Here is a 24,290-nt window from a genome sequence, read left to right on the forward strand (position 1 = left end):
TCAGCCCTGCGGCGTGCGGAACGCGCGCGCCGCGCCGCGCTCAAGGCCGAGCCGGTGTTCACGCACGATGATGACGATCCCCGCCAGCACGATCAGCGCCGCGCCTCCCAGCATCGGCAGCGTCGGAACCTCGTCGAAGACGGCATAGCCGATGGCCAGCGCAAAGAGGATCGAGGCATAGTCGAAGGGCGCCACCACGCTCGCATCCGCGAAACGGAACGCGGAGGTGAGGAATATCTGCGCCGCCCCGCCCAGGAGCCCGGCGAGGATCAGCAGCATCACCGTGAATCCGTCCGGCACGACCCAGCCGAACGGCAGCGTGATGAGCGATAGCGCCGTCGCGGTCACGGAGAAGTAGAACACGATGGCCGAGGTCTGTTCATACTGCACGAGCTTGCGGATGTAGATCTGCGCCAGCGCCGCGCACATCGCGCCCATCAGCACCACCATCGCGCCGACCGCCTGCGCGTTCTCCACGACGCCGTCCTCGAACGCAGTAAGCCGCGGCGCGAGGATGATGAGCACCCCGGCAAAGCCCAGCATCACCGCGCTGATGCGAAAGACGCCGACGCTTTCGCCCAGGAACATCGCGGCGAAGATCACCACCAGCAGCGGCGCGGCATAGCTCAGCGCCGTCACCTCGGGCAGGGGCAACAGGCCCAGCCCGGCAAAGCTCAACCCCATCGCGCCGGTCCCCGCGATCCCCCGCCAGACATGACCCATGACCGACTGCACCCTCAGCCCGGTGCGCAGATCACCCCGCATGATCAGCCAGAGCAGGATAACCGGGATGGCGAAGAACGATCGGAAGAACACCGCCTGCCCCGGCGGCACGGTTTCGGAGGCGGCCTTGATGAGCGCGGACATGACGATGAAGAGCATGACCGCGCAGAGCTTGAGTGATATTCCCTTGACCGGCTGCATCGGCGCGCTCCTACCCCGCCATGCTTGGGGCGCGTTCGCGCGAAGGTCAAGCCGGAGCGCGGGTCAGGCCGGCGTCTTGGTCCGGGGCAGCACCCAGTCGGGCCGCGGGAAATGACAGGTATAGCCGTTCGGCACCCGCTCGAGGTAATCCTGATGCTCGGGCTCCGCCTCCCAGAAGTCGCCGGCGGGCTCCACCTCGGTCACCACCTTGCCGGGCCAGAGGCCGCTCGCCTCCACATCCCGGATGGTGCGCCGCGCCTCGAGCTTCTGGGAGTCGTCTGTGTAGTAGATGGCCGAACGGTAGCTCAGCCCGATATCGTTGCCCTGTCGGTTGGGCGTCGTGGGATCGTGGATCTGGAAGAAAAGCTCGAGCAGCCGCCGATAGCTAAGCTTCTCGGGGTCGAAGACCACCTCGATCGCCTCGGCATGTGTGCCGTGGTCGCGGTAGGTCGCATTCGGCGTGTCGCCCCCGGAATAACCCACGCGGGTCGAAATCACGCCGTCCATCTTGCGGATGAGGTCCTGCATACCCCAGAAGCAGCCCCCGGCCAGTATCGCGCGTTCGCTCATCTCACGTCCTCCACCTGGTCAATGTAGTCGCCATAGCCCTCGGCTTCCATATCGTCGCGATGGATGAACCGCAGGCTGGCGGAATTGATGCAGTAGCGCAGCCCGCCCCTGTCCTGCGGCCCGTCAGGAAAGACGTGGCCGAGATGGCTGTCGCCATGCGTGCTGCGCACCTCGGTGCGCACCATGCCGAGGCTCTCGTCGCGCAGCTCGGTCAGATGGGCGGGCTCGATCGGCTTGGTGAAGCTCGGCCAGCCGCAACCGCTTTCGAACTTGTCGGAGGACGCGAAGAGCGGCTCGCCCGAAACGATATCGACATAGATCCCCGGCTCCTTGTTATCGAGCAGCTTGCCGGTGCCGGGGCGCTCGGTCCCGCTTTGCTGGGTGACGCGGTATTCCTCGGGCGAAAGCCGGGCGATCGCGTCGGGATCCCTAGTGTAACGTGTCATGTGCGGCGTTCCTCGTGGCTCGGTTCCGGCCCAATATCGTAATATGACGCCCCCGGTCGGAACAATGCGCAATGCGAAATCAACCGGGCGCAAACACGCATTTGTGAGGTGGGCGTCGTGAAATCATCGCCACCCGGCGTGTCGCGCGCGGATGGCCGAGCCCCTGCCCCCGAACGACAAAGGCCGCCGGTCCTGCTGAACCGGCGGCCAATCGCATCGTCCCGCGCCGCGTCCGACAGCCACCCGCCGTCCGGAAACGCGCCACGAGCATTCGTTACTTCAGACGCTGCCCGTTGGCGAGGATCTGGCCCTCTTCCGTGAATTCGATCTTCGATTTCAACGCGTCGTCGCCATCGCCCGGCACCGCGAAAAGACCCATCATCATCCGCGCGCCCATCGCCTGATCCTGGGGGACGAAGCCCATCTCGACCAGCTTGTCCAGAAGCGCGTTGGCCCCGGTCATGTTCAGGTTCACGGTTCCGACCGGCTTGGGCAGGCCGTCATAGCTTTCCGTGTCGGAGTTGTCGAAGGTCAGATCGCCGGCGCCGGTCAGTTCCGCGCCGATCAGCCGCACGGTCAGATCGTTGAGCGTCATCGTTTCCAGCTCACCCGGCATCTCGCCGCTTTCCTCGGCCGCCTCGATCTGTTCGGGATCGAGCAGGTCGAGGAACAGCTTGGCCTGTCCCGCCAGGTCGAAGGCGACGGTCGCGGGATCGCGGGGCAGCTTGCCCGCCGGATCGAAGATCCCCCAGATCATGTCGCTCATGGTGAAATCGCCAAGCACCAGCTTCAGCCCGAAATCCTGGCTCTCCTCGCTCTCGGCGACGGGCATCGTCAGGTTGAAAACCGCCTCTTTCATCGCCATCGCCACCGGGAACGGAATATCTCCGCCCGCGAATTCGACGTTAAGCCCGTTCACCCCGACATTGTAGTCGAGCCCGTCGTCGGCCATCGAGAAGCCGAACGCGCCGCCTTCGCTGCTGGTGGCGCCCTGCGTAGTCTTGCCGGCTTCGGTGATCGAGAACTGCGATTCACCGGGGCCGAATTCATAGCCGCCCTCCCCGGAGAACCCTGCGTCGATCGCTGCGCCCATTTCCTCGAAGTCCATCTCGGGCGGCACTGCGACGGTGGAGTTCATCGCGAGGCTGTCGGTGCGGCCGTTCGCGACGATCCGCGCCTCGGCGTCGTCCGGGTTCGTGATGTCGACGGAATAGGACACGGGCCCGGAGGTGATCCTCTGCACGATCTTGCGCAGGTTGCCCTGCGTCACCCGCGACTCCCCCTCGACATCCGTCATCTCGATCCTGGCCTCGCCGATGTCGATCGTCTGGCCCTCGGCCCCGACTCCGGTCAGCTCCATCGCCGCCGAGTCGGCGGAATATGTATAGACAATATCGTCGGCGTCCCCCGCCGCGACCATGTCCCAGCCGGACGTGACGTAGTCGAGCGTCACCTCGAACGGATCGGAGCCGGTCGCCGAGATGGACACCGGCAGCGGCGACGGAAACTGGATGGAAACGGCGCCGTCGCCGTTGTCGATGAAGGATATCTCGGACATGGCGATTTCGACCGTAATGTCGTCCTCGGGGACGGTCATGCTCATCACGATGTCCGACACGGTCAGCCCGTCGCCTCGCGCGCTCTCGGTCGCCGTGACGTCGTAACCGAAGCCTTCCATGTAGGCTTCCCAATCGTCCCAGACCTGTTGCGCGCTGACATCGGCCAGGGCCGCGCTGCCGCTAATGGCGATTGCTGCCGCGGCGGCGAGACCGCCCGCATAGCTCAAGGTGTTCATGACAACCCTTTCGTTTGAATGTATCCGCGACAGCTTCTGTGGTTCTCGGGTTCGGGTCAAGTAGGGTTCTGGCTGGACCGGCGCGGCCCGCGGCGTTACCACCGGGGCGATGCAGACCCAATGGAAAGGCGCGATATGCAAGCGACGGACATGACCGGTAAAACGGTGCTCATCACCGGCGCGAGCCGTGGAATCGGGGCCGCGGCAGCGCGGGTTTTCGCCGATGCGGGCGCCTCTCTGCTGCTGGTGGCGCGCAGCGAAGCGTTGCTTGGGGAGCTCGCCGCGGAGCTCGGCCCCCGGACGCGGGCGCTGGCCTGCGACGTGGCGCGCTTCGATCACATGCAGCGCGCGGTCGACACCGCGCTGGAAGCGTTCGGCCGGCTCGACGTGCTGATAAACAACGCCGGGGTGATCGAGCCGATCGCGCCACTCGCCGAGTCCGATCCGGACGGCTGGGCGCGCGCCATCGATATCAACCTCACCGGCGTCTATAATGGCATGCGCGCGGCGATCCCGGTCATGCAGCAGGCCGGCGGCGGCACGATCCTCAACGTGTCCTCGGGCGCGGCGCACAACCCGCTTGAAGGCTGGAGCCATTACTGCGCCTCCAAGGCGGGCGCCGCGATGCTGACGAAATGCGCCCACCACGAATGCGCGGCAGGCGGCCTGCGCGTCATGGGCCTGTCGCCCGGCACGGTCGCCACGCAGATGCAGCACGAGATCAAGTCCAGCGGCGTCAACCCGGTGAGCGCGCTCGACTGGTCCGATCACGTTCCGCCTGAATGGCCCGCGCGCGCCCTGCTCTGGATGTGCTCGACCGACGCCGACGACCTCGCCGGCACGGAGATCTCGCTGCGCGACGCCGGGATCCGCGCGCGGATCGGCCTCGCATGATCGGCCTCGACAAGGAGGGCGGCGTCTGGACCGTGCGGATCGACCGCCGCGACAAGGCCAACGCGCTCACCGCCGAGATGCTGACGCGGCTGGCCGACATCGCCGAGGACGCGGCCGAGGCGCGGGTGCTGATCCTGACCGGGGCGGGCGAGGTGTTCAGCGCCGGCGCCGATCTCGACGCGGCGCGCGCGGGCCTCGCGACCAGCCCGGACTGGGAGCGCCTGTCAGGCGCCATCGCCGCGCTTCCGGGGCTGAGCATCGCCGCACTCAACGGCCCGGTGGCCGGCGGCGCGCTCGGCATGGTTCTGGCGTGCGATCTGCGCATCGCAACGTCCGAGACGCGGATTTTCTACCCCGTCATGAAGCTCGGCTTCCTGCCGCAACCGTCGGACCCGGCCCGCCTTGCCGCGCTGGTCGGCCCGGCCCGCGCCAAGCTGATCCTGATGGCCGGCCAGAAGATCGACGCACACACCGCCCGGGCATGGGGCCTCGTCAACGCGCTCTGCGCGCGCGATGCGCTCCTGCCCACGGCGCACGCGCTCGCCGCCGATACGCTTCAGGCGGCGCCCGACCACGCGACCGCGATAAAGTCCATGATTCCCTAAAGCTTTTCCCCGGTGGAAATGCCTCTCCCCCGGCTGCGTCGGACGTGCGCCGCCGGCTGCGGCGCGCCGGTCTGACCCTTGGGTCAGACCCGAAACAACCAGCGCGCCGCAAGGCGCTCATCCGGATCAGTCCAGTTTACGCGCCTCGTCGGCGAGAAGCACCGGGATGCCGTTGCGGATGGGATAGGCAAGGCCCGTGGGGCGGCTCAGCAGTTCCTGCGCCTCGGCGTCATACTCAAGCCGCTGATGCGTTTCGGGGCATACCAGCGCCTCGAGCATGCGGCGGTCGAACGCCGGGGTTTGGGGGGTCTCGGTCATTGCATCGTCTCCTCTTCGCCACCGCCGCCGCGCAGAGCGTATTCGATCAGCGTCACCAGCGTCTCGCGGCGCGTGCTCAGCGACGGCGCCTCGAGCAGCGCCTGCTTGTCCTCGGGCTCGAACCCGAGCAGCATGGACAGCGAATTGATCAGCAACTCGTCATCGGCCTGTTCAAGGCTCTCCCAGTCCGTGTTCAGATCGCGCGCGGCGAAAAACTGGCGGAGGAGCGACATGAGCCGGGGCCGATCGAACCCGGGATCGTCCTCGTGCGGGCCGAGATCGCGTTCGAACCCGGTCCAGGAGACCTGCGCGCGGCGGTAGGGGGTGAAACCCTCGATTTCCTCGCCCAAGCGGAATCGCGATACGCCGGTCAGCGTTATCATGTACCGCCCGTCCTCGGTTTCGGAAAACTGCGTGACGCGGCCCATGCAGCCGATGGCGTGCAAACCGGCGCCGTCGCGTCCGGGCGTCACGTTCGGCTGGATCATACCGATCGCGCGTTCCGGCGTCTTGAGCGCATCCTCGAGCATCACGAGGTAGCGCGGCTCGAACAGGTGCAGCGGCAGGCAGGCGCGCGGCAGAAGCAACGCGCCTGGCAACGGAAAGATCGGTATGACCTCGGGAAGGTCGGGGCGTTTGCTCATGCTCCGTAATTTAGCCCGCGCGCAGCGTCAGGCAAATATCATCGAGCTGAGTTTGCGCCGGCCGCTGAGCACGATCGGATCATTCGGTTTCAGCGCCTCGAAGATGGTGAAAAGCTGCTGCTTGGCCGCGCCGTCATTCCATTCGCGATCCCGGCGGAAGAGGTCGAGCAACTGATCCACCGCCTCCTGCGTCTGGCCATTGGCCTGCAACGCCTGCGCCAGGTCGAACCGCGCCTGCAGATCGTCCGGGTTGGCGTCGACCGCCGCCTGGAGTTCGCCCACCGGGCCAACGCCCGCGGCCTGCCGCAGAAGCGCGAGTTGCGCGTGCGCCGCCTCGATCTCGGGGGCGGTGCTGATGTCGGCGGGCGCGCCGTTCAGGATCGCCTCGGCCTGATCGGTATCGTCGAGCGCCATGTAGGCGCGCGCCATGCCGGCATAGGCCCTCGCGCTGGTTGGATCCTCCTGCACGATGGCGGCGAAGGTTTCGGCGGCGTCGGAGGCCGCGCCCTGGTCGAGCATCTCCTCGGCCGCATCCAGCGCGTCGTCGAGCCCGCCGCCGCCCTCACCGGCCTGACCGCCCGCGGCAGCGACGACGCGGCCAACGAAGGCGTCGATTTCGGATTGCGGGACCGCGCCCTGGAAGCCGTCGACCGGCTGGCCCTGCCAGAAGGCGTAAACGGTCGGGATCGACTGCACCCGCAGTTGCCCGGCGATCATCTGGTTCTCGTCCACGTTGACCTTGGCCATGCGCACCGCGCCGTTGGCCTTGGTCACCGCCGCCTCGAGCGCGGGACCGAGCGTCTTGCAGGGACCGCACCAGGGGGCCCAGAAGTCGACGATCACCGGGACGGTTTGCGACATCTCGACGACCTCCGCCATGAAATCGGCCTCGGTGACGTCCTTGATCAGGTCCGTCGCAGGGGCGGCTGTTCCTCCAAGTTCAATCATCTCTCAACATCCAATAAATGCGGTTTCGCGTGTCCCGTTTTACATGGCGCAGCGCGGCCCCCCTTGCAAGGGGGGGGCGCCGGGCGTCCCTGGGTCAGAGCGGGTCGAGGTAGCCGTCCCAGAGCGCGTTGCGGAAGACGAGATCGGGGTCGAGATCGCGCTTGGCCGCGGCGAAGGGGCGGGCGCGCGGGTAGGCGTCCGAGAACTGTCCGAGGCTCGCATGCGGGCGGTAGGGCAGGTAGTATGCGCCGCTCATTTCCATCACGCGGTAGATCAGTTCACGCGTGAGGCGGGCCATGTCGGCCTCGGCCCGGCGGGTCATTTCCTGGCTGAAGGACAGGGCGAGGGCGATGCGGGGTTCGGGTGCGTAGGTCAGCCAGCTGTCGGAATCGCGCCCCACGTAGCGCAGGGTTGCGTCGAGGCAGGATTGATAGGAGGCCGGGATCACCTCCCGGCAGGCGGCGAGGAAATCGGCGAGGCGGTCGGGCGGGACGAAATATTCATGCCGGATGTCAGTGCGCATCGGATGGTCCCCGGGGCGCGCGGCGACGGGGGTGTCGAGCAGGCTGTTGCGCGTCACCCGGCCCGCGCCCAGCGCCGGGGCGAGGCCGGTTTCGGTCCACCAGCGAAACCGCTTCGCCCGCTCATTACCAAGCTGCGCGCGATAGACGCGACGGGCAAGACGCGCCTCGAGCCCCGGGGCGCGGATCGCGGGCAGGTCATCCTGGTCGCCGGAGGGGCGGTAAGTGACCATGAGGGCGTGATCGAAGAACGCGGCGCGATCCACGTTGAGGCGGCCATAGGCCATGCTGACGCCGTCATCGGCGATCGCCTGCAGGAAGCGCGGGCCGAATGCGGCGGCGGGCATTTCCTGATAGGCGGGTTTCAGGCGCTGGTTCGGGGCGATCTCGACCTCAAGCCGGGTGATCGCGCCGGTCAGGCCGTAGCCGCCAATCGTCATGCCGAAGAGGTCGACGTTGTGCGCGCGCGAGCATGTGACCAGATCGCCGGAGGGCAGGATCATGTCGAAGGCGCGCACGGTCGCGCCCATCGGCCCCATCCGCACCGGCCACCCGTGGGCGTTGACGCTGAAACTCGCCGCGACGCCGAAATCGCTGTTGGACTGCATTACCTTGGGACCGTATCCCAGCGGGTCGAGTGCGGCGATCACCTGGCGCCAGCGGGCGCCGGCATGGACCTGCATGACGCCCGCTCCGGTGTCCGGTTCGATCCAGCCGTTGTCATAGGTGATTGCGTGCCCCTCGCGCGGGATCGCCTGCCCGCCCATCGAGTGCCGCGCGGCGCCGACATTGACGGGTCGGCCTTCGGCCCGGGCCTCCGTGATCTCGCGACGGAGCGCGGCGTGCAGCGCCTCCGTCGGGTCGTCGCGCAGCGTGACGTGGCGGAAGATCGGGGTCTCGGCAAGGCGGCTGGCGTCGTTCAGCGTGCGCTCGCCGCGCTTGGGCGCGAGCGAGGCGGTTCCCTCCATGTTCGGCAGTTTGTCCGCCCAGCGCCGCGTGGCCCATGCGCCGAGCCATGCCCCGGCCCCGAGGAGCGCCGCGCGTCTCGTGAGTTTGAGCATGGGCGATCCCTCTGCCATTCGCGGCCAATTTCGGAGATTTTCTCTGGAATGCAAAGGTCCCTGGCGCGCGACCGTGGCCGGGCAGCGAAAAAAGACCCCCGGACCCGGCCCGGCACGGCTGTTTCAGAGGTCGAACGTGGCGAAGACCGGGGCGTGGTCGGAGGGTTTCTCCCAGCCGCGCGCGGGGCGCAGGATGCGGCTGGAATGGGCGGCGGCGGCGATGTCGGGCGAGGCCCAGACGTGATCGAGCCGGCGCCCCTTGTCGGCGGCGTCCCAGTCGCGGGCGCGATAGGACCACCAGCTGTAGAGCTGCCCGTCGGGAATATCGGCGCGGGTCACGTCGGCCCAACCACCAGCGTCCATCACGTCGCCCAGCGCGTTCACCTCGACAGGGGTGTGGCTGACGACCTTCAGGAGCTGCTTGTGCGACCAGACGTCATCCTCGCGCGGGGCGATGTTGAGATCGCCGACAAGGATGGATTTCTGCGGCTTGTCGCCGTGGAACCAGTCGCGCATCTCTGCGAGGTAGTCGAGCTTCTGGCCGAATTTCACGTTGACCTCGCGATCCGGGACGTCGCCGCCGGCGGGAACGTAGAAGTTATGGATCACGGTCCCGTTCTCCAGTCGCCCCGCGACGTGGCGGGCGTGGCCGAGCTGGGCGAAATCCTGATCCCCGATATCCTCGATCGGCAGCTTGGAGAGGATCGCCACGCCGTTGTAGCCCTTCTGCCCGCGCGCGATCATGTGGGTATAGCCGAGGGCGGTGAAATCCTGCACCGGAATCTTGTCCACGGGGCTCTTGCATTCCTGGAGACAGAGGATGTCCGGGGCCTCCTCGCTCAGCAAGCGGCACACGAGAGGCGCGCGCAGGCGGACCGAATTGATGTTCCAGGTGGCGAGGGTGAAGGACATGGGCGGCTCCGGCATGTGGGGTCGGGCCTGACATAGCAGACGGGTTCGATGCGGACCAGCGGCGGGAAAGGTTAACGATCCGTTGACAGTGAGACCTATCAAGATATTGATTTTGCTTGATTTTATGATCTCTTTCCCGTATAGGTTGTGACATGCTGGACTCGAAGGGCACGCGGCCCCCGGGGATGCGGAGGGGCAACGCACCGCAACGGCATGAGGCAACGTCAAGCATGAGCATGATAACCCCCGACGAGGGGCCTACGGACCTCGGCTTCGCGATCACGTCACTGAAGGAACAACTGGGTGACATGCGCGCGGAGCTCGAGGCGATACAGGCCGGGCTGAGAGCAGGCAAGCATGACCTGGCGGGCGCGAGCCGGATGAGAAGCGATATCCGGCAGTGGCTGAAACTCGCAATTGATGTGGAGATGGAAATTGAGAAACGCGAAAAGACGGACAAGGGAATCGTCAACGGATACGCGCTCGACCTCGACGCCGCGCGGACTTCGGTCGGGTGCCGCCTGGATCGCCTCCGAAGGGCCAGATGCCCAAAAGGATTTCCTCGACAGCCTTGAGGATAGCGACGTGCTGGCGCTTCCCTACCTGTTCGAGTTCTGGGCGCTCGATCACCAGTTGCCGCCCGAGGGCGACTGGCGGGCCTGGGTCATCATGGGCGGGCGCGGCGCGGGCAAAACCCGCGCCGGGGCCGAATGGGTGCGCGCGCAGGTCGAGGGCGCGAAGCCCACGGATGCGGGGCGGCGCCGGCGGATCGCCCTGATCGGCGAAACGGTGGCGCAGGTGCGCGACGTAATGGTGTTCGGCGAGAGCGGCATCCTCGCCTGTTCGCCCCCAGATCGGCGGCCGGTCTGGGAGGCGACACGCCGCCGCCTGGTCTGGCCCAACGGGGCGGTCGCGCAGGTGTTTTCGGCGCATGACCCCGAGTCCCTGCGCGGGCCGCAGTTCGACGGGGCGTGGGTCGACGAGCTGGCCAAGTGGAAGAAGGCGCGCGAGACCTGGGATATGCTGCAATTCGGGCTGCGGCTGGGCGAGGCGCCGCAGGTCTGCGTCACCACGACGCCGCGCAACGTGGGCGTTTTGAAAGACATCCTGAGCGCCGACACCACCGTGGTGACCAGCGCGCCGACCGAGTCCAACCGCGCCTTCCTTGCCGACAGCTTCCTGCGCGAGGTGCAGGCGCGCTATGCCGGCACGCGGCTGGGGCGGCAGGAGTTGGAAGGCGTGCTGCTGGAGGATGTCGAAGGCGCGCTCTGGACGCAGGCCGCGCTCGGATCGGCGCGGGTCGAGGAGGCGCCCGAGATGGACCGGATCGTGGTCGCGCTCGACCCGCCGGTAAGCGGAAAGGCCAGTTCGGACGAATGCGGCATCATCGTCGTCGGCGCCTGCACGCAGGGACCGCCCGAGAACTGGCGGGCCTGCGTGCTGGCCGATGCGAGCGTGAGCGCGTCCGGCCCGACCGTTTGGGCGCGCGCGGCGGTGCGCGCGATGGAGGTCTGGGGGGCCGACCGGTTGGTCGCGGAGGTCAACCAGGGCGGTGATCTGGTGCGCGAGGTGCTGCGCCAGGTCGACCCGCTGGTTGCCGTGCGCGCGGTTCACGCCACGCGCGGCAAGGTCGCGCGGGCCGAGCCGGTGGCCGCGCTCTACGAGCAGGGGCGGGTGCGGCACATGCGGGGGTTGGGCGCGCTCGAGGACCAGATGTGCGCGATGACGACCCAAGGTTTCGAGGGCAAGGGCAGCCCGGACCGCGTCGATGCGCTGGTCTGGGCGCTGTTCGATCTGATGATCGAACCGGCGGGCAAGTGGCGGACGCCGAGGGTGCGCGCGGTCTGATTCAGTTTTCTTAAACCTTTCGGTGTCTGATGCACGCAACGGCAAGAAGGCCCGGTTCTGCGGGACGGGCGGCCAGCGGAACAACAAGGAGTGAGGCGCGATGATCATGGATTTCTTTCGGCAAGGCGGCGCGCAGGCGGCGGCCCCGGCCGAGACCAAGGCGAGCGCGACGGGCCGGGTCATGGCCTGGCACGGGGCGGGCCGGGTGGCGTGGAGCCCGCGCGACGCGGCGACGCTGACGCGCACGGGCTTTGCCGGCAACCCGGTGGGTTTCCGCTGTGTGAAGATGATCGCGGAGGCCGCGGCGTCCCTGCCGCTCGTGCTTCAAGACGACCGTCAGCGGTTCGCGACGCACCCCGTGCTCGACCTCATCAAGCGGCCCAATCCGGCGCAGGGCCGAGCGGAGCTGTTCGAGGCGCTATACGGCCAGCTTCTGTTGACCGGCAACGGCTATATCGAGGCCGTGGGCCACGAGACCGGCGCGCCGGTCGAGCTGCATGTGCTGCGCTCTGATCGGATGAACGTAGTGCCGGGCTCGGATGGCTGGCCGGTGGGCTATGAATACGCGGTGGGCGGGCGCAAGCACCGCTTTGACGTGAGTCAGGGCCATCCGGCGGTTTGTCACGTCAAGAGCTTCCACCCGCAGGACGACCATTACGGGCTGTCGCCCATGCAGGCGGCGGCGCAGGCGGTCGACGTGCACAACGCCGCCTCGCGCTGGTCCAAGGCGCTCCTCGACAACGCGGCGCGGCCAAGCGGGGCCATCGTCTATCGCGGGGCCGAGGGGCAAGGAATGCTGAGCGGCGAGCAATATAACCGCCTGGTCGACGAGATGGAGAGCCATCACCAGGGCGCGCGCAACGCCGGGCGGCCGATGCTGCTGGAAGGAGGGCTCGACTGGAAGCCGATGGGCTTCAGCCCCTCGGACATGGAGTTCCAGAAGACCAAGGAGGCGGCGGCGCGCGAAATCGCGCTGGCCTTCGGGGTGCCGCCGATGCTGCTGGGCGTGCCGGGCGATGCGACCTACGCCAACTACCAGGAAGCGAACCGCGCGTTCTTTCGCCTGACGGTGCTGCCGCTGGCGACGCGGGTGGCGGCGAGCATCGGCGACTGGCTGAGCGGGTTCGGGAGCGAGACGCTGGAGCTTTCGCCCGACCTTGACCAGGTCGCGGCGCTGGCGAGCGAGCGGGACGCCCAATGGTCGCGCGTCGCAGGCGTCGATTTTCTGAGCGTCGCGGAAAAGCGGCGTTTGCTGGGGCTGCCCGCCGAGGCCGGGGATGAATGAGGGGCCGGAGGCGCGCTACGGGTTCGAGGCGTTCGATTGCGCCCCGGCGCTCAGGCTCCAGGCGAACGAGCGGGTGGCGAACCTGCAGTTCTCGGCGCTGAACGCGCGGATGGCCAAGCTCGAGGCGGCGATGGAGCGGCTCGAGCGGCGGCTGTGGCTGGCGGTTTACGGCGTGGTCGCGACGATACTGGCGCAGGCGTTTCAGCCGCTTCTGGCGGCGGTTCAATAGGCGGAGCGGCGGGTGGCACCCGCCCTATGGGAAAAGGATGAGGTTGATGGACATGAACACGGGGCTCGAGCGGAAATTCGCGCGGTTGGGCGATGACCTGACGGTGACGGAGGACGCGGTGATCGAAGGCTACGCGAGCTATTTCGGCGAGGGCGACCAGGGCGGCGACATCGTCGTGAAGGGCGCCTATGCGGCCTCGCTCGCGCGGCTGGAGCGGGAGGAGCGCAAGGTGCGGATGCTCTGGCAGCACGACCCGGCGCAACCCATCGGCATATGGGACGAGGTGCGCGAGGACGACCGCGGGCTTTACGTCAAGGGCCGTCTGCTCGACAGCGTGGCGCGCGGGCGCGAGGCGATGGCGCTGATCGGCGCGGGGGCGATCGACGGGCTCAGCATCGGCTACCGCACGGTGCGAGCCGCGAAGAATGACGAGGGCCGCAGGCTCTTGAGGGAACTGGAGCTGTGGGAGGTGTCGCTGGTGACCTTCCCGATGCTGCCCAGTGCGCGGGTGGCCGCCAAGGGCGAGAGCCTGGTCGGCGCGGACCTGCGCGAATTGGCGGCGGCCTTCGAGGACGCCCGCCGGGAGTTGGCGCGCATGTAGCGTTCGCCGCCTTTTCACAACCGAAGGACCAAGTGATGACGATACCCGAGGAAAATCCTCGGACCGGGGGAGATCTGTCTGCTGACACGTCTCCGGCGGCCGAGGTGAAGTCAGCCGTGGCGGGCTTCATGAGCGACTTCAAGGGCTTCCAGGCCGATATCCGCAACCGACTGCAACAACAGGAAGAGAAACTGACCATGTTCGAACGCAAATCCTTTGCCCCCGCCCGGCCTGCGCTGGCCACGCGCACCGACACCGAAGCGCCACACCAGAAGGCGTTCAACGCCTACCTGCGCTCGGGCGACGATGACGGGCTGCGCGGGCTCGAGCTCGAGGGCAAGGCGCTGGGCACCTCCGTCGCCGCCGACGGCGGCTACCTCGTAGATCCGCAGACCGCCGACACGATCAAGTCGACACTGTCTTCCACTGCATCGATCCGCGCCATCGCCAATGTCGTGGCGGTCGAGGCGACGAGCTTTGACGTGCTGATCGATCATTCGGACGTCGGCCACGGCTGGGCCACCGAAAGCGCGGCGGTCACCGAAACCGGAACACCGGCGATCGACCGGATCACCATCCCACTCCATGAGCTGAGCGCACTGCCCAAGGCAAGCCAGCGCCTGCTGGACGACAGCGCGTTCGATATCGAGACCTGGCTTGCGACCCGCATCGCCGACAAGTTCGCCCGCGCCGAGGCGGCTGCGTTCGTGTCGGGTGACGGCGTGGACAAGCCGCGCGGGTTCCTAACTCATCCGACCGTCGATAACGACGTCTGGGCCTGGGATAACATCGGCTATGTGCCGACCGGCGCCGATGGCGACTTCTCCGGCGCGGATGAGATCATCGACCTCGTCTATGCGCTGGGCGCGCAATACCGCGCCAACGCGTCCTTTGTGATGAATTCAAAGACCGCCGGCGCGGTGCGCAAGATGAAGGACGCCGATGGCCGGTTCCTGTGGTCGGACGGTCTTGCCGCTGGCGAACCCGCGCGGCTGCTGGGCTACCCGGTGCTTATCGCCGAGGACATGCCTGACATCGCAAGCGGGTCGATGTCGATCGCGTTCGGCGATTTCGGCGCGGGTTACACCGTGGCCGAACGGCCCGATCTGCGCGTGCTGCGTGACCCGTTCAGCGCCAAGCCGCATGTCCTCTTCTACGCGACCAAGCGCGTGGGCGGCGATGTGAGCGATTTCGCCGCGATCAAGCTGCTGAAGTTCGCCACCTCCTGAGGTTGCGCGAACGGGCGGGGGTGTAACGCCCCCGCTCCGGGGCGCGCGCCGCCAATCCAACCGCGTCTTCCAGCTGCTCCCCCTCCGTGCGGGGCGCGGGGCCGCGCGCGCCTTGACCCCGGAGGGACCGGGAAATTCGGAGTAAATCCATGATCTTGATCGAAGAAACGGCTGTTCCGCTCTCCGCGTTGCCGGTAAGTGAATTCAAGGCCCACCTGCGGCTCGGCACAGGGTTTTCGGATGACAACATCCAGGACGGCGTGCTCGAGGGGTTCCTGCGGGCCGCGCTGGCCGCCATCGAGGCGCGCACCGGCAAGGCGCTGATCGCGCGGACGTTCAGCTGGGAGATCCCAGCCTGGCGCGGGGCCCAGGGACAGGCGTTGCCGGTCGCTTCGGTGGCGGAGGTGCTGGAGCTTGCGCTGCGCGACGCGGAAGGAGCGGAAACGGTCGCCGATCCCGCGACCTATCGCCTGGAGCGGGACACGCACCGCCCCCGGCTGCTGCCGAGGGGAACCAGCCTGCCGGCGATCCCGGCGCGCGGCGCGGCGATCATTCGGTTCAGTGCGGGATACGGATCCGTATGGGGCGACCTGCCGGCCGATCTCGGGCAGGCGGTGCTGCTGCTGGCGGCGCATTACTACGAATACCGGCACGAAACCGCGCTGGGCGGCGGCTGCATGCCGTTCGGCGTGACCAGCCTGATCGAACGCTACCGCACCGTGCGGCTGCTGGGCGGGGGGATGGTTTGATGAAACGGATCACGCTCAACCGGCAACTGGTGCTGGAAGCGCCCGAGCGCGTCGCGGACGGCGCGGGCGGCTTTGACGAGACATGGGCGCCGCGCGGCACGCTTTGGGCCGAGGTTCACGCGCGCACCGGGCGCGAGATGACCGGGGGCGCGGCGCAGGTGTCCAGCACCGGCTACCGCATCACCGTCCGTGCGGCGCCATATGGCGCGCCGTCGCGCCCGAAACCCGAACAGCGGTTCCGCGACGGCGCGCGCATCTTTCGTATCGAGGCGGTCGCCGACATGGACCCGGTGGGGCGTTACCTCACCTGCTTTGCCGAAGAGGAGGTGGCGGTATGAGCTATGGCGTCTCGGCCGCGCTGCAGGCGGCAATCTATCAGAAACTGTCCGGCGACGGGGCGATCGGGGCGATTGTCGGCGACGCGATCTATGACGCGATCCCGGCGGGGCCGCTGCCCGAAACCTACCTCGCGCTTGGCGCCGAGGACGTGCGCGACCGCTCGGACGGCACGGCGGGCGGGGCGTGGCACCGGTTCACCATCTCGGTCGTCACCGAGGCGGCCGGGTTTCACGCCGCCAAGCTGCTGGCCGCCGCCGTGTGCGACGCGGTGGTGGACACGGACCTGGCGCTGAGCCGCGGGCGGCTCGTCGGCTTGCATTTCGACCGCGCCCGCGCCCGGCGGGAGAGCGGCGGGCAGAACCGGCGCATTGACCTCACCTTTCGCGCGCGCATCGACGACGCGCCAACCCCCTAACCAACGGAGACCAGACACATGGCAGTTCAGAACGGCAAGGACCTTCTCATCAAGGTCGATCTCACGGGTGACGGCAATTTCCAGTCGGTGGCTGGGCTGCGCGCGACGCGCATCAGCTTCAACGCGGAGAGCGTGGACGTGACCAACCTCGACAGCGACGGGGGCTGGCGCGAATTGCTGGCCGGCGCGGGGGTCAAGTCGGCGGCGATCAGCGGCTCGGGCATCTTTCGCGACGCGGATTCGGACGAGCGCGCGCGCCAGATCTTCTTTGACGGCGAGACGCCTGATTTCCAGGTGGTGATCCCCGATTTCGGCATCGTCGAGGGGCCGTTCCAGGTCACCTCGATCGAATATGCCGGCGCCCATGACGGCGAGGCGACCTACGAGCTTGCCCTCGCCTCGGCGGGGCGGCTGATCTTCAGCGCGCTCTGAACCGATGGCGAATCCCTGGGCAGGCGAGGTGGCGCTGACCATCGACGGCGAGCGGCGTGTGCTCAAGCTCACGCTGGGCGCGCTGGCCGAGTTGGAGGCGTCGCTCGACGCCGGATCGCTGGTCGAGCTGGTGGAGCGGTTCGAGAGCGGCGCGTTCCGGTCGCGCGACGTGCTGGCGCTGATCGTGGCGGGGCTGCGCGGCGGCGGATGGCGGGGCCACGCCGCCGACCTCGTCGCCGCCGAGATCGAGGGCGGCCCCCTTGGGGCCGCGCGGACGGCGGCGGAACTGCTGGCGCGCGCCTTCGCGCTGCCGGAGCAGGCATGAGCGGGTTCGACTGGCCCGCGCTCATGCAGGCGGGGCTGCGCGGCCTGAGGCTGCGCCCGGCGGAGTTCTGGGCGCTCACCCCGGCGGAGTTCCGGCTGATGCTGGGCGAGGCGCAGGGCCTTGCGCCGCTGGCGCGCGATGGGCTGGAGGCGTTGATGCGGAGCTTTCCGGACATGAACGGAGATGTGAAAGATGGATGACACCGACCACATGGATGCGCTCGACGCGCAGATAGAGGCGCTCGATGCGTCGCTGGGGGACGCGACGCAGATGGCCGCCGCCTTCAACGCCGAGTTGGGCCGCGTGCGCGCCGGTTTCGAGCAGACGGGATACGACGTGGCGACGCTGGACCGGGGCATCAGCCGCGGCTTGCGCGGCGCGATCAAGGGCGCGGTCGTGGATGGCGACAACCTGTCCACGTCGCTGCGGAGCCTTGCCAACACGATGATCAACACCGCGTTCAACGCCGCGGTGAAGCCGGTGACGAACCATGTTGGCGGGTTGCTGTCGACCGGGATCGGCGACTTCGTGGGCGGCCTGCTGCCGTTCGAGAAGGGCGGCACGTTCGCGCAGGGGCGCGTGCAGCCCTTCGCCAACGGCGGCGTGGTAAACGGGCCCGTGACCTTTCCGATGCGCGGCGGCACGGGCCTGATGGGCGAGGCGGGGCCGGAGGCGATCATGCCGTTGGCGCGCAGTGCGGACGGCAAGCTGGGCGTGCGCGGCGCGGGCGGCGGCGGTCCGGTCAACGTGGTGATGAACGTCAGCACGCCGGACGCCGACAGTTTCCGCCGCAGTCAGGGTCAGATCGCCGCGCAACTGGGCCGGGCCATCGGGCGCGGCGGGCGCAATCGCTGAGAAAGGGGAGCAAGAGCATGGGATTTCACGAGATACGGTTTCCGGCGAACCTGAGCTTCGGCGCATTGGGCGGGCCGCACCGGCATACCGACATCGTCACGCTGGCCAACGGACACGAGGAGCGCAACACGCCCTGGGCGCATTCGCGCCGCCGCTATGACGCGGGCGTGGCGATGCGCAGCCTGGACGACATCGAAACCTTGATCGCCTTCTTCGAGGCGCGCCAGGGTCAGATCCACGGCTTCCGCTGGAAGGATTGGTCGGATTACCGCACCTGCGGCGGCGCGCGCGTGCCGGAATACACCGACGTCACCATCGCCCACGGCGACGACGTCACGCCGGTCTTTCCGCTGGTCAAGACCTATCGCTCGGGCGAGCAGGGCTATGCGCGCCCGATCACCAAGCCGGTGCGCGGCACTGTGCGGATCGGAATCGGCGGGGACGAGCAGCAGGAAGGCATACATTACGAGGTGGACACCGCCACGGGTCTGGTCACCTTCGCCCACCCGCCGAACGATGGTGAGCCGATCACCGCGGGGTTCGAGTTCGACGTGCCGGTCAGGTTCGACACCGACCGACTCGAGGTGAGCATCGCGAGCTTTCGCGCGGGCGAGGCGCCGAGCGTGCCGGTGGTGGAGATCCGGACATGAGCGCGCTCAACCCCGCGCTGGCGGCGCATCTGCGAACCGGGACGACGACGACCTGCCGCTGCTGGGCGCTGGCGCGCGTTGACGGCGTGGTCATGGGGTTCACCGATCACGACGGGCCGCTGGAATTCGACGGGATCACCTTCCGTGCCGATACCGGGCTCAGCGCGCTCGCCTTGCAGCAGGGCACCGGGCTTGCGGTGGATAACACCGAGGCGCTGGGCGCGCTCAGCGATGCGGCGATCCGCGAGGACGATATCGAGGCGGGGCGCTATGACGGGGCCGAGATCCGCGCCTGGCTGGTGAACTGGCGGGACGTGAGCCAGCGCCACCTGCAGTTCCGCGGGACCATCGGCGAGCTGCGCCGCAAGAACGGCGCCTTCGAGGCGGAACTGCGCGGGCTGACCGAGGCGTTGAACCAGCCGCTGGGCCGGGTTTACCAGAAGCCGTGCTCGGCGGTGTTGGGCGACAGCGCGTGCGGCTTCGACATGAGCAAGCCGGGATACACGTCCGAGCGGCCCGTCGAGGAGGTAGAGGACCGGCAGGCGTTCCGCTTTGCCGCGTTCGGCGGGTTCGATGACGGCTGGTTTCAGCATGGCCGGCTCAGGGTGCTGAGCGGCGCGGCGGAGGGATTGGGCGGCGTGGTGAAACGCGACCGCGAGATCGACGGCGTGCGCCGGATCGACCTGTGGCAACCGCTGCGCGCGCCCATCGCGCCGGGCGACGTGGTGCGGCTCGAGGCGGGCTGCGACAAGCGCGTGGCGACCTGCCGGCTGAAGTTCCAGAACTTGGTGAACTACCAGGGCTTCCCCGACATTCCCGGCGACGACTGGTCGATCTCGGATCCGGCCAAGGCCGGGAACCTCGACGGAGGAAGCCGGAGATGAGCGGTTTCGAGCAACGGATCGTCACCGCCGCGCGCGGCTGGATCGGCACGCCCTACCTGCATCAGGCGTCATGCAAGGGGGCCGGAACCGATTGCCTCGGCCTTTTGCGCGGCGTCTGGCGCGAGGTGCTGGGCGCGGAGCCCGAGACGCCGCCCGCCTACTCGATGGACTGGTCCGAGCCTGCGCGGATCGAGGCGCTCTGGGCGGCGGCGCGGCGGCATCTCTGCGCCAAGGCGCGCTTGGCCGCCGCGCCCGGTGACGTGCTGCTCTTCCGGATGCGCGAAGGCGCAATCGCCAAGCATCTCGGCATCCAGGGGCGCACCGGCGCAGAGGCCAGTTTCATTCATGCCTATTCCGGCCACGCGGTGGTCGAAAGCCCGCTGGGCGCGCCATGGCGGCGGCGCATCGTGGCGCGGTTCACCTTTCCAGAGGAGCGTTCCTGATGGCGACCATACTTCTTTCAGCGGCGGGCGCGGCGATCGGCGGATCGGTCGGCGGCAGCATCCTCGGCCTGTCGATGACGGCGGTGGGCCGCTTCGCGGGCGGCGTGATCGGGCGCTCCATCGACCAGCGCCTGATGGGTGGCGGTTCGGAAGTGGTCGAAACGGGCCGCGCGCAGCGGCTGCGCCTCACCGGTTCGGGCGAGGGCGACGCGATCGCGCAGGTTTACGGGCGGATGCGCGTGGCCGGACAGGTGATCTGGGCCACCGAGTTCCGGGAGGAGGTCACGACCAGCGGCGGCGGGCGCGGCAAGGGCGGAGGGCCAAGCCGCCCCACGACTCGGAAATACAGCTATTCGGTGAGCCTTGCGCTCGCGCTCTGCGAGGGCGAGATCAGCCATGTCGGCCGCGTCTGGGCCGACGGGAACGAGATCGCGCGCAGCGACCTGGCGATGCGGGTCTATACGGGCGCGCGCGACCAGTTGCCCGACCCAAGGATCGAGGCGGTCGAGGGCGCGGGCAGCGTGCCCGCCTATCGCGGCAGCGCCTACGTTGTGATCGAGGACCTCGAGCTGGGCGAGTTCGGAAACCGCGTGCCGCAGTTCACCTTCGAGGTGATGCGCCCGGCGCAGGCAGACGCGCCGGGGGCGGAGCTCGACCCGCCGCAGGCGGTGCGCGCGGTGGCGATGCTGCCCGGGACCGGCGAATACACGCTGGCGACGACGCCGGTGACGATGAATTACGGCTATGGCTCGAGCGGGCTCGCCAATGTCAACACGCCATCGGGGCAGGCGGATTTCGCCACGGCTCTGGAATCGCTCGAGGGCGAGCTGCCGAATTGCGGCGCGACCTCGCTGGTGGTGAGCTGGTTCGGCGACGACCTGCGGGCGGGCGAATGCAAGCTGCGGCCCAAGGTCGAACAGCAGGAGTATGACGCCAGCAACATGCCTTGGCAGGTGGCCGGGTTGACCCGCTACACGGCGCAGCCGGTGGCGCGCGACGCGGAGGACGCGCCGGTCTATGGCGGCACGCCCGCCGACGCGGCGGTGATCGAGAGCATCCTCGCGCTGCACCAGGCCGGGCAGGACGTGATGTTCTACCCTTTCATCCTGATGGAGCAGCTGGACGGCAACCTGCGCGCCGATCCCTACAGCGACGCCGACAGTCAGCCGCCCTTGCCCTGGCGTGGGCGCATCACGCTGAGCGAGGCGCCGGGGCGGGACGGCAGCCCCGACGGGACCGCCGCCGCCGATGCCGAGGTCGCCGCCTTCTTCGGCACGGCGCGTGCAGCGGATTTCACCGTGCAGCCGATCACCCCAGTGCCGCCGCCCGCGCCCGCCAACGGCGCGCTGGACCTGCTGACCTATGGCGGGCCGGTCAAGCTGAGCCCGGTGGTCTATACCGGCCCGGACGAGTGGAGCTATCGCCGGTTCATCCTGCACAACGCGGCGCTGTGCGCCGCCGTGGGCGGTGTCGAGAGCTTCTGCATCGGCTCGGAAATGCGCGGGCTCACGCAGATACGCGGGGCCGGGGGCGGCTTTCCGGCGGTGGCGGAACTGGTCGCGCTCGCGGCGGAGGTACGCAGCATCCTGGGGCCGGATGTCAGGATCGGCTATGCCGCGGACTGGTCGGAATATTTCGGCTACCAGCCACAGGACGGCAGCGGCGATCGGTATTTCCACCTCGACCCGCTCTGGGCGGACGCCAATATCGATTTCATCGGGATCGACAATTACATGCCACTCTCAGATTGGCGCGAAGGGCGCGATCACGCCGATGCGGGGCATGGCTCGATCTACGACCTCGGCTACCTGCAAGGCAATATCGAGGGCGGCGAGGGCTATGACTGGTTCTACCACTCGCCCGAGGCGCGCGCGGCGCAGATCCGCACCCCGATCACCGACGATGAGCATGGCGAGCCTTGGATATGGCGTTACAAGGATATTCGCGGCTGGTGGGAGAACGCGCATCACGAGCGGGTGGACGGCGTGCGCGCCGCCAAACCGACCGCCTGGGTTCCGCAATCCAAACCGATCCGCTTTACCGAGATCGGCTGCCCGGCGGTGGACAAGGGCACGAACGAACCGAACAAGTTTCTGGACGCGAAATCCTCGGAATCCGCCCTGCCCCGCTACTCGACGGGCCGGCGCGACGATCTGATCCAGATGCAATACCTGCGCGCGATGATGGGTTATTGGAGCGATCCGGCGAACAACCCGGTGTCGGTTGAGTATGAGGCGCCGATGATCGACATGGATCATGCCCATGTCTGGGCATGGGACGCGCGGCCCTTTCCGTTCTTTCCGAACAACCGCACCCTCTGGGCTGACGGGGCGAATTACGCGCGCGGGCACTGGATCACCGGACGCAGCTCGGGCCGCAGGCTGGCGTCAGTCCTAGAGGAGATATGCGCACGCGCCGGAGTGCGCGCGCTCGATACCGAGGAATTGCACGACTACCTGCGCGGCTACACCATCGAGCAGGTCGGCGAAGCGCGCAGCGCGCTGCAACCGCTGATGCTGCGCTACGGGTTCGACGCGGTGGAGCGTGACGGCGCGCTGCGCTTCGTGCCGCGCGACGGGGTGGCCGACGCCGCCGTCGCGGCCGAGCGGTTGGTGCGCGACCCGCGCTCGGGCGAGACGCTCGAGGAAACCCGCGCGAGCGCGGCGGAAATCGCCGGACGCGTGCGGCTGCGCTTCATCGAGGCCGACGGCGATTACGAGGTGATCGCCGAAGAAGCGATCGTGCCGGACGACGCCACGCACGCGGTGTCGACCTCGGAGATGCCGCTCGCCATGACCCGCGCTGAAGGGCGCGCCGTCACCGAGCGTTGGCTGTCCGAGGCGCGGGTTTCGACCGACGCGGTCAGCCTGACGCTGCCGCCTTCGATGCAGCACCTGGGCGCGGGCGACGTGATCGCGCTGGACGAGACGGGCGGCCAGGGCCTTTTTCGCATCGACCGGGTCGAGAACATGGGCGGCGCGCAAGCAGTCGAGGGTGTGCGGATCGAGCCCGAAAGCTATGTCCCGATGGACATCACGGTCGAGCCGCCCACGGTGCGCCCGTTCACCGCGCCGGTGCCGGTGCTGCCGCTCTTCCTCGACCTGCCGCTGATGACGGGCGCCGAGGCGCCGCACGCGCCGCATCTCGCCGTCACCTCGTCGCCCTGGCCCGGAAACGTAGCGCTCTATGCGTCCGATTCGGACGCCAACTACCGGCTGAGCGACGTGAGCGAAGCGCGGTCGCGCGTGGGCGTGACCGAATCGGCGCTCGCCGCCGCGCCGGCGGGGCTGAGCGACGGGGGCGAGGGGCTGTTCGTCCGAATGCTGTCTGGGCAGTTGGAAAGCGTGGGGTCGGATGCGCTGCTGAACGGCGCCAACCTCTGCGCCATTGGCGACGGCACGCCGGAGGGCTGGGAGCTGATGCAATTCCGCGACGCGGAGCTGGTGGCTGCGAACACCTACATCCTGCGCCACCGCCTGCGCGGGCAGTTGGGCACCGATGCGGCGATGCCGTCGCAATGGCCTGCGGGCAGTTATGTCGTCATGCTGGACGGCACGCCCGAGCAGATCGCGCTGAGCGAGGCTGCGCGCGGGCGCGCGCGACACTACCGCATCGGACCGGCGGGGCGCGCGGTGGACGACCCGTCCTATCAGCATGCGTTCATCGCCTTTGAGGGACTCGGGCTGCGCCCCCTTGCGCCCGTCCACCTGCGCAACCGCTCGGAGGACGGCGACGATTCGATCAGCTGGATCCGGCGCACCCGCGTCGACGGCGATCGATGGGACACGCCGGACGTACCGCTGGGCGAGGAGAGCGAGCAATACGCCGTGCGCGTGCTTCGGGCGGGCGCGGTGAAGCGCGATGAACTGGTGAGCGCGCCGCGCTGGACCTACACCGCCGCGGCGCGCGCCGCAGACGGTGTCGCCGGCGCATATCGCGTGGAGGTCGCACAGGTCTCGGCCCGGTTCGGCGCGGGGGTCTTCGCGGGGCTGGACGTACCGGCCTAACCGCGCGCGCAGCTGATGCACCTTGTCGCGGCCGGATCGAGATCCAGCCGCGCAGGCGCGATATCGTCGCCGCAATCCTCGCAATACCCGAATTCGCCCTCCTCGACTCGTTCGAGCGCGGCGAGCAGGCGCTTGCGCTCGGCCCCGCGCCGGGCGTGCGACGCCTTGGCCATCGCCTGGTTCTGCAGCGCGTCCATGCGGCTGAGCCGACCGACCGACTGCTGGTCGAGCGTGACGGTCGATTGCCCTTCCGCCCCGCGGTCATCGGCGGATTCGAGCGCGGCAAGACGCGCCTTGATCTGCTCGCGGAACTTTCGGGACTGTGTTTCATTCATACCAAGAGATGCTCCGATCACGGCTT

The 24,290-nt window shown here is 68.3% G+C and carries 29 protein-coding genes; 19 read left to right on the forward strand and 10 right to left on the reverse strand.

Annotation, left to right across the window (positions count from 1 at the left end):
- The 4 genes from D6850_RS15705 to D6850_RS15720 form a co-directional block, all read right to left on the reverse strand.
- Positions 1-924, reverse strand: coding sequence for a DMT family transporter (locus D6850_RS15705; RefSeq protein ID WP_121168561.1), 924 nt, complete (start codon positions 922-924; stop codon positions 1-3).
- Between the two features lie 63 nt (positions 925-987).
- On the reverse strand, positions 988-1,494 hold the full coding sequence (gene msrA, locus D6850_RS15710) for a peptide-methionine (S)-S-oxide reductase MsrA (protein WP_121168562.1): 507 nt from the start codon (positions 1,492-1,494) through the stop codon (positions 988-990).
- On the reverse strand, positions 1,491-1,940 hold the full coding sequence (msrB, locus tag D6850_RS15715) for a peptide-methionine (R)-S-oxide reductase MsrB (protein ID WP_121168563.1): 450 nt from the start codon (positions 1,938-1,940) through the stop codon (positions 1,491-1,493). The genes msrA and msrB overlap by 4 nt, the downstream gene beginning before the upstream one ends.
- Before the next feature lie 274 nt (positions 1,941-2,214).
- Positions 2,215-3,735: a DUF2125 domain-containing protein gene (locus tag D6850_RS15720; RefSeq protein ID WP_121168564.1), complete on the reverse strand. Its 1,521-nt coding sequence runs from the start codon at positions 3,733-3,735 to the stop codon at positions 2,215-2,217.
- Positions 3,736-3,885: 150 nt separating this feature from the next.
- Between D6850_RS15720 and D6850_RS15725 the strand changes: the two genes are divergently transcribed.
- Both D6850_RS15725 and D6850_RS15730 read left to right on the forward strand, forming a co-directional pair.
- Complete coding sequence (locus D6850_RS15725) at positions 3,886-4,629, forward strand: SDR family oxidoreductase (RefSeq protein ID WP_245964213.1); 744 nt, start codon at positions 3,886-3,888, stop codon at positions 4,627-4,629.
- Positions 4,626-5,234 carry an enoyl-CoA hydratase/isomerase family protein gene (locus D6850_RS15730; RefSeq protein ID WP_121168566.1) on the forward strand — a complete coding sequence of 203 codons (609 nt, stop codon included), beginning with the start codon at positions 4,626-4,628 and terminating at the stop codon, positions 5,232-5,234. The genes D6850_RS15725 and D6850_RS15730 overlap by 4 nt, the downstream gene beginning before the upstream one ends.
- Before the next feature lie 126 nt (positions 5,235-5,360).
- Here the strand turns inward: D6850_RS15730 and D6850_RS15735 are convergent, their stop codons facing one another.
- The 5 genes from D6850_RS15735 to D6850_RS15755 all read right to left on the reverse strand — a co-directional run bounded on the left by D6850_RS15735 (position 5,361) and on the right by D6850_RS15755 (position 9,638).
- Positions 5,361-5,552, reverse strand: coding sequence for a Trm112 family protein (locus tag D6850_RS15735; protein ID WP_121168567.1), 192 nt, complete (start codon positions 5,550-5,552; stop codon positions 5,361-5,363).
- Positions 5,549-6,196 carry an LON peptidase substrate-binding domain-containing protein gene (locus D6850_RS15740; RefSeq protein WP_121168568.1) on the reverse strand — a complete coding sequence of 216 codons (648 nt, stop codon included), beginning with the start codon at positions 6,194-6,196 and terminating at the stop codon, positions 5,549-5,551. The genes D6850_RS15735 and D6850_RS15740 overlap by 4 nt, the downstream gene beginning before the upstream one ends.
- Positions 6,197-6,223: 27 nt before the next feature.
- On the reverse strand, positions 6,224-7,144 hold the full coding sequence (locus D6850_RS15745; RefSeq protein WP_121168569.1) for a thioredoxin family protein: 921 nt from the start codon (positions 7,142-7,144) through the stop codon (positions 6,224-6,226).
- Between the two features lie 94 nt (positions 7,145-7,238).
- Positions 7,239-8,726, reverse strand: coding sequence for an FAD-binding oxidoreductase (locus tag D6850_RS15750; RefSeq protein ID WP_121168707.1), 1,488 nt, complete (start codon positions 8,724-8,726; stop codon positions 7,239-7,241).
- Between the two features lie 123 nt (positions 8,727-8,849).
- Positions 8,850-9,638, reverse strand: a complete 789-nt coding sequence (locus D6850_RS15755; RefSeq protein ID WP_121168570.1) for an exodeoxyribonuclease III — start codon at positions 9,636-9,638, stop codon at positions 8,850-8,852.
- A gap of 230 nt (positions 9,639-9,868) precedes the next feature.
- Between D6850_RS15755 and D6850_RS19750 the strand changes: the two genes are divergently transcribed.
- The 17 genes from D6850_RS19750 (at position 9,869) to D6850_RS15835 (ending at position 23,929) form a co-directional block, all read left to right on the forward strand.
- Positions 9,869-10,213 carry a hypothetical protein gene (locus D6850_RS19750; RefSeq protein ID WP_245964214.1) on the forward strand — a complete coding sequence of 115 codons (345 nt, stop codon included), beginning with the start codon at positions 9,869-9,871 and terminating at the stop codon, positions 10,211-10,213.
- Between the two features lie 10 nt (positions 10,214-10,223).
- Entirely contained in the window at positions 10,224-11,486 is a 1,263-nt protein-coding gene (locus D6850_RS15760; protein WP_484332689.1) for a DNA-packaging protein, read from the forward strand.
- A gap of 100 nt (positions 11,487-11,586) precedes the next feature.
- Entirely contained in the window at positions 11,587-12,771 is a 1,185-nt protein-coding gene (locus D6850_RS15765; RefSeq protein WP_121168572.1) for a phage portal protein, read from the forward strand.
- Positions 12,764-13,000 (forward strand): GTA head formation protein, RCAP_rcc01685 family, encoded by a 237-nt coding sequence (locus tag D6850_RS15770; protein ID WP_121168573.1) that lies wholly within the window; start codon positions 12,764-12,766, stop codon positions 12,998-13,000. Before D6850_RS15765 ends, D6850_RS15770 begins: the two co-directional genes overlap by 8 nt.
- Positions 13,001-13,046: 46 nt before the next feature.
- Complete coding sequence (locus D6850_RS15775; RefSeq protein WP_121168574.1) at positions 13,047-13,601, forward strand: HK97 family phage prohead protease; 555 nt, start codon at positions 13,047-13,049, stop codon at positions 13,599-13,601.
- Positions 13,602-13,636: 35 nt separating this feature from the next.
- Positions 13,637-14,830 carry a phage major capsid protein gene (locus D6850_RS15780; RefSeq protein WP_121168575.1) on the forward strand — a complete coding sequence of 398 codons (1,194 nt, stop codon included), beginning with the start codon at positions 13,637-13,639 and terminating at the stop codon, positions 14,828-14,830.
- 149 nt (positions 14,831-14,979) lie between these two features.
- Positions 14,980-15,579, forward strand: coding sequence for a head-tail connector protein (locus D6850_RS15785; RefSeq protein ID WP_121168576.1), 600 nt, complete (start codon positions 14,980-14,982; stop codon positions 15,577-15,579).
- Positions 15,579-15,917: a phage head closure protein gene (locus D6850_RS15790; protein ID WP_121168577.1), complete on the forward strand. Its 339-nt coding sequence runs from the start codon at positions 15,579-15,581 to the stop codon at positions 15,915-15,917. Before D6850_RS15785 ends, D6850_RS15790 begins: the two co-directional genes overlap by 1 nt.
- A complete protein-coding gene (locus tag D6850_RS15795) occupies positions 15,914-16,333 on the forward strand; it encodes a DUF3168 domain-containing protein (protein WP_121168578.1) in 420 nt (139 codons plus the stop codon). Before D6850_RS15790 ends, D6850_RS15795 begins: the two co-directional genes overlap by 4 nt.
- 18 nt (positions 16,334-16,351) lie before the next feature.
- Entirely contained in the window at positions 16,352-16,765 is a 414-nt protein-coding gene (locus D6850_RS15800) for a phage major tail protein, TP901-1 family (protein WP_121168579.1), read from the forward strand.
- 4 nt (positions 16,766-16,769) lie between these two features.
- A complete protein-coding gene (locus D6850_RS15805; RefSeq protein ID WP_121168580.1) occupies positions 16,770-17,090 on the forward strand; it encodes a gene transfer agent family protein in 321 nt (106 codons plus the stop codon).
- Positions 17,087-17,290, forward strand: a complete 204-nt coding sequence (locus D6850_RS15810) for a rcc01693 family protein (protein ID WP_121168581.1) — start codon at positions 17,087-17,089, stop codon at positions 17,288-17,290. Before D6850_RS15805 ends, D6850_RS15810 begins: the two co-directional genes overlap by 4 nt.
- A complete protein-coding gene (locus D6850_RS15815; RefSeq protein WP_121168582.1) occupies positions 17,283-17,945 on the forward strand; it encodes a phage tail tape measure protein in 663 nt (220 codons plus the stop codon). Before D6850_RS15810 ends, D6850_RS15815 begins: the two co-directional genes overlap by 8 nt.
- 17 nt (positions 17,946-17,962) lie before the next feature.
- Positions 17,963-18,595, forward strand: a complete 633-nt coding sequence (locus tag D6850_RS15820; protein ID WP_121168583.1) for a DUF2460 domain-containing protein — start codon at positions 17,963-17,965, stop codon at positions 18,593-18,595.
- Complete coding sequence (locus D6850_RS15825; protein ID WP_121168584.1) at positions 18,592-19,479, forward strand: DUF2163 domain-containing protein; 888 nt, start codon at positions 18,592-18,594, stop codon at positions 19,477-19,479. The genes D6850_RS15820 and D6850_RS15825 overlap by 4 nt, the downstream gene beginning before the upstream one ends.
- Positions 19,476-19,922 carry a C40 family peptidase gene (locus D6850_RS15830; protein ID WP_121168585.1) on the forward strand — a complete coding sequence of 149 codons (447 nt, stop codon included), beginning with the start codon at positions 19,476-19,478 and terminating at the stop codon, positions 19,920-19,922. Before D6850_RS15825 ends, D6850_RS15830 begins: the two co-directional genes overlap by 4 nt.
- On the forward strand, positions 19,922-23,929 hold the full coding sequence (locus tag D6850_RS15835; protein WP_121168586.1) for a baseplate multidomain protein megatron: 4,008 nt from the start codon (positions 19,922-19,924) through the stop codon (positions 23,927-23,929). The genes D6850_RS15830 and D6850_RS15835 overlap by 1 nt, the downstream gene beginning before the upstream one ends.
- Here the strand turns inward: D6850_RS15835 and D6850_RS15840 are convergent.
- On the reverse strand, positions 23,926-24,264 hold the full coding sequence (locus D6850_RS15840) for a TraR/DksA family transcriptional regulator (RefSeq protein ID WP_121168587.1): 339 nt from the start codon (positions 24,262-24,264) through the stop codon (positions 23,926-23,928). The two genes, D6850_RS15835 and D6850_RS15840, sit on opposite strands and share 4 nt — an antisense overlap.
- Between the last annotated feature and the right edge of the window lie 26 nt (positions 24,265-24,290).

Origin of the sequence: Roseovarius spongiae (assembly GCF_003651245.1) — a bacterium.
GTDB classification, from domain to species: Bacteria; Pseudomonadota; Alphaproteobacteria; order Rhodobacterales; family Rhodobacteraceae; genus Roseovarius; species Roseovarius spongiae.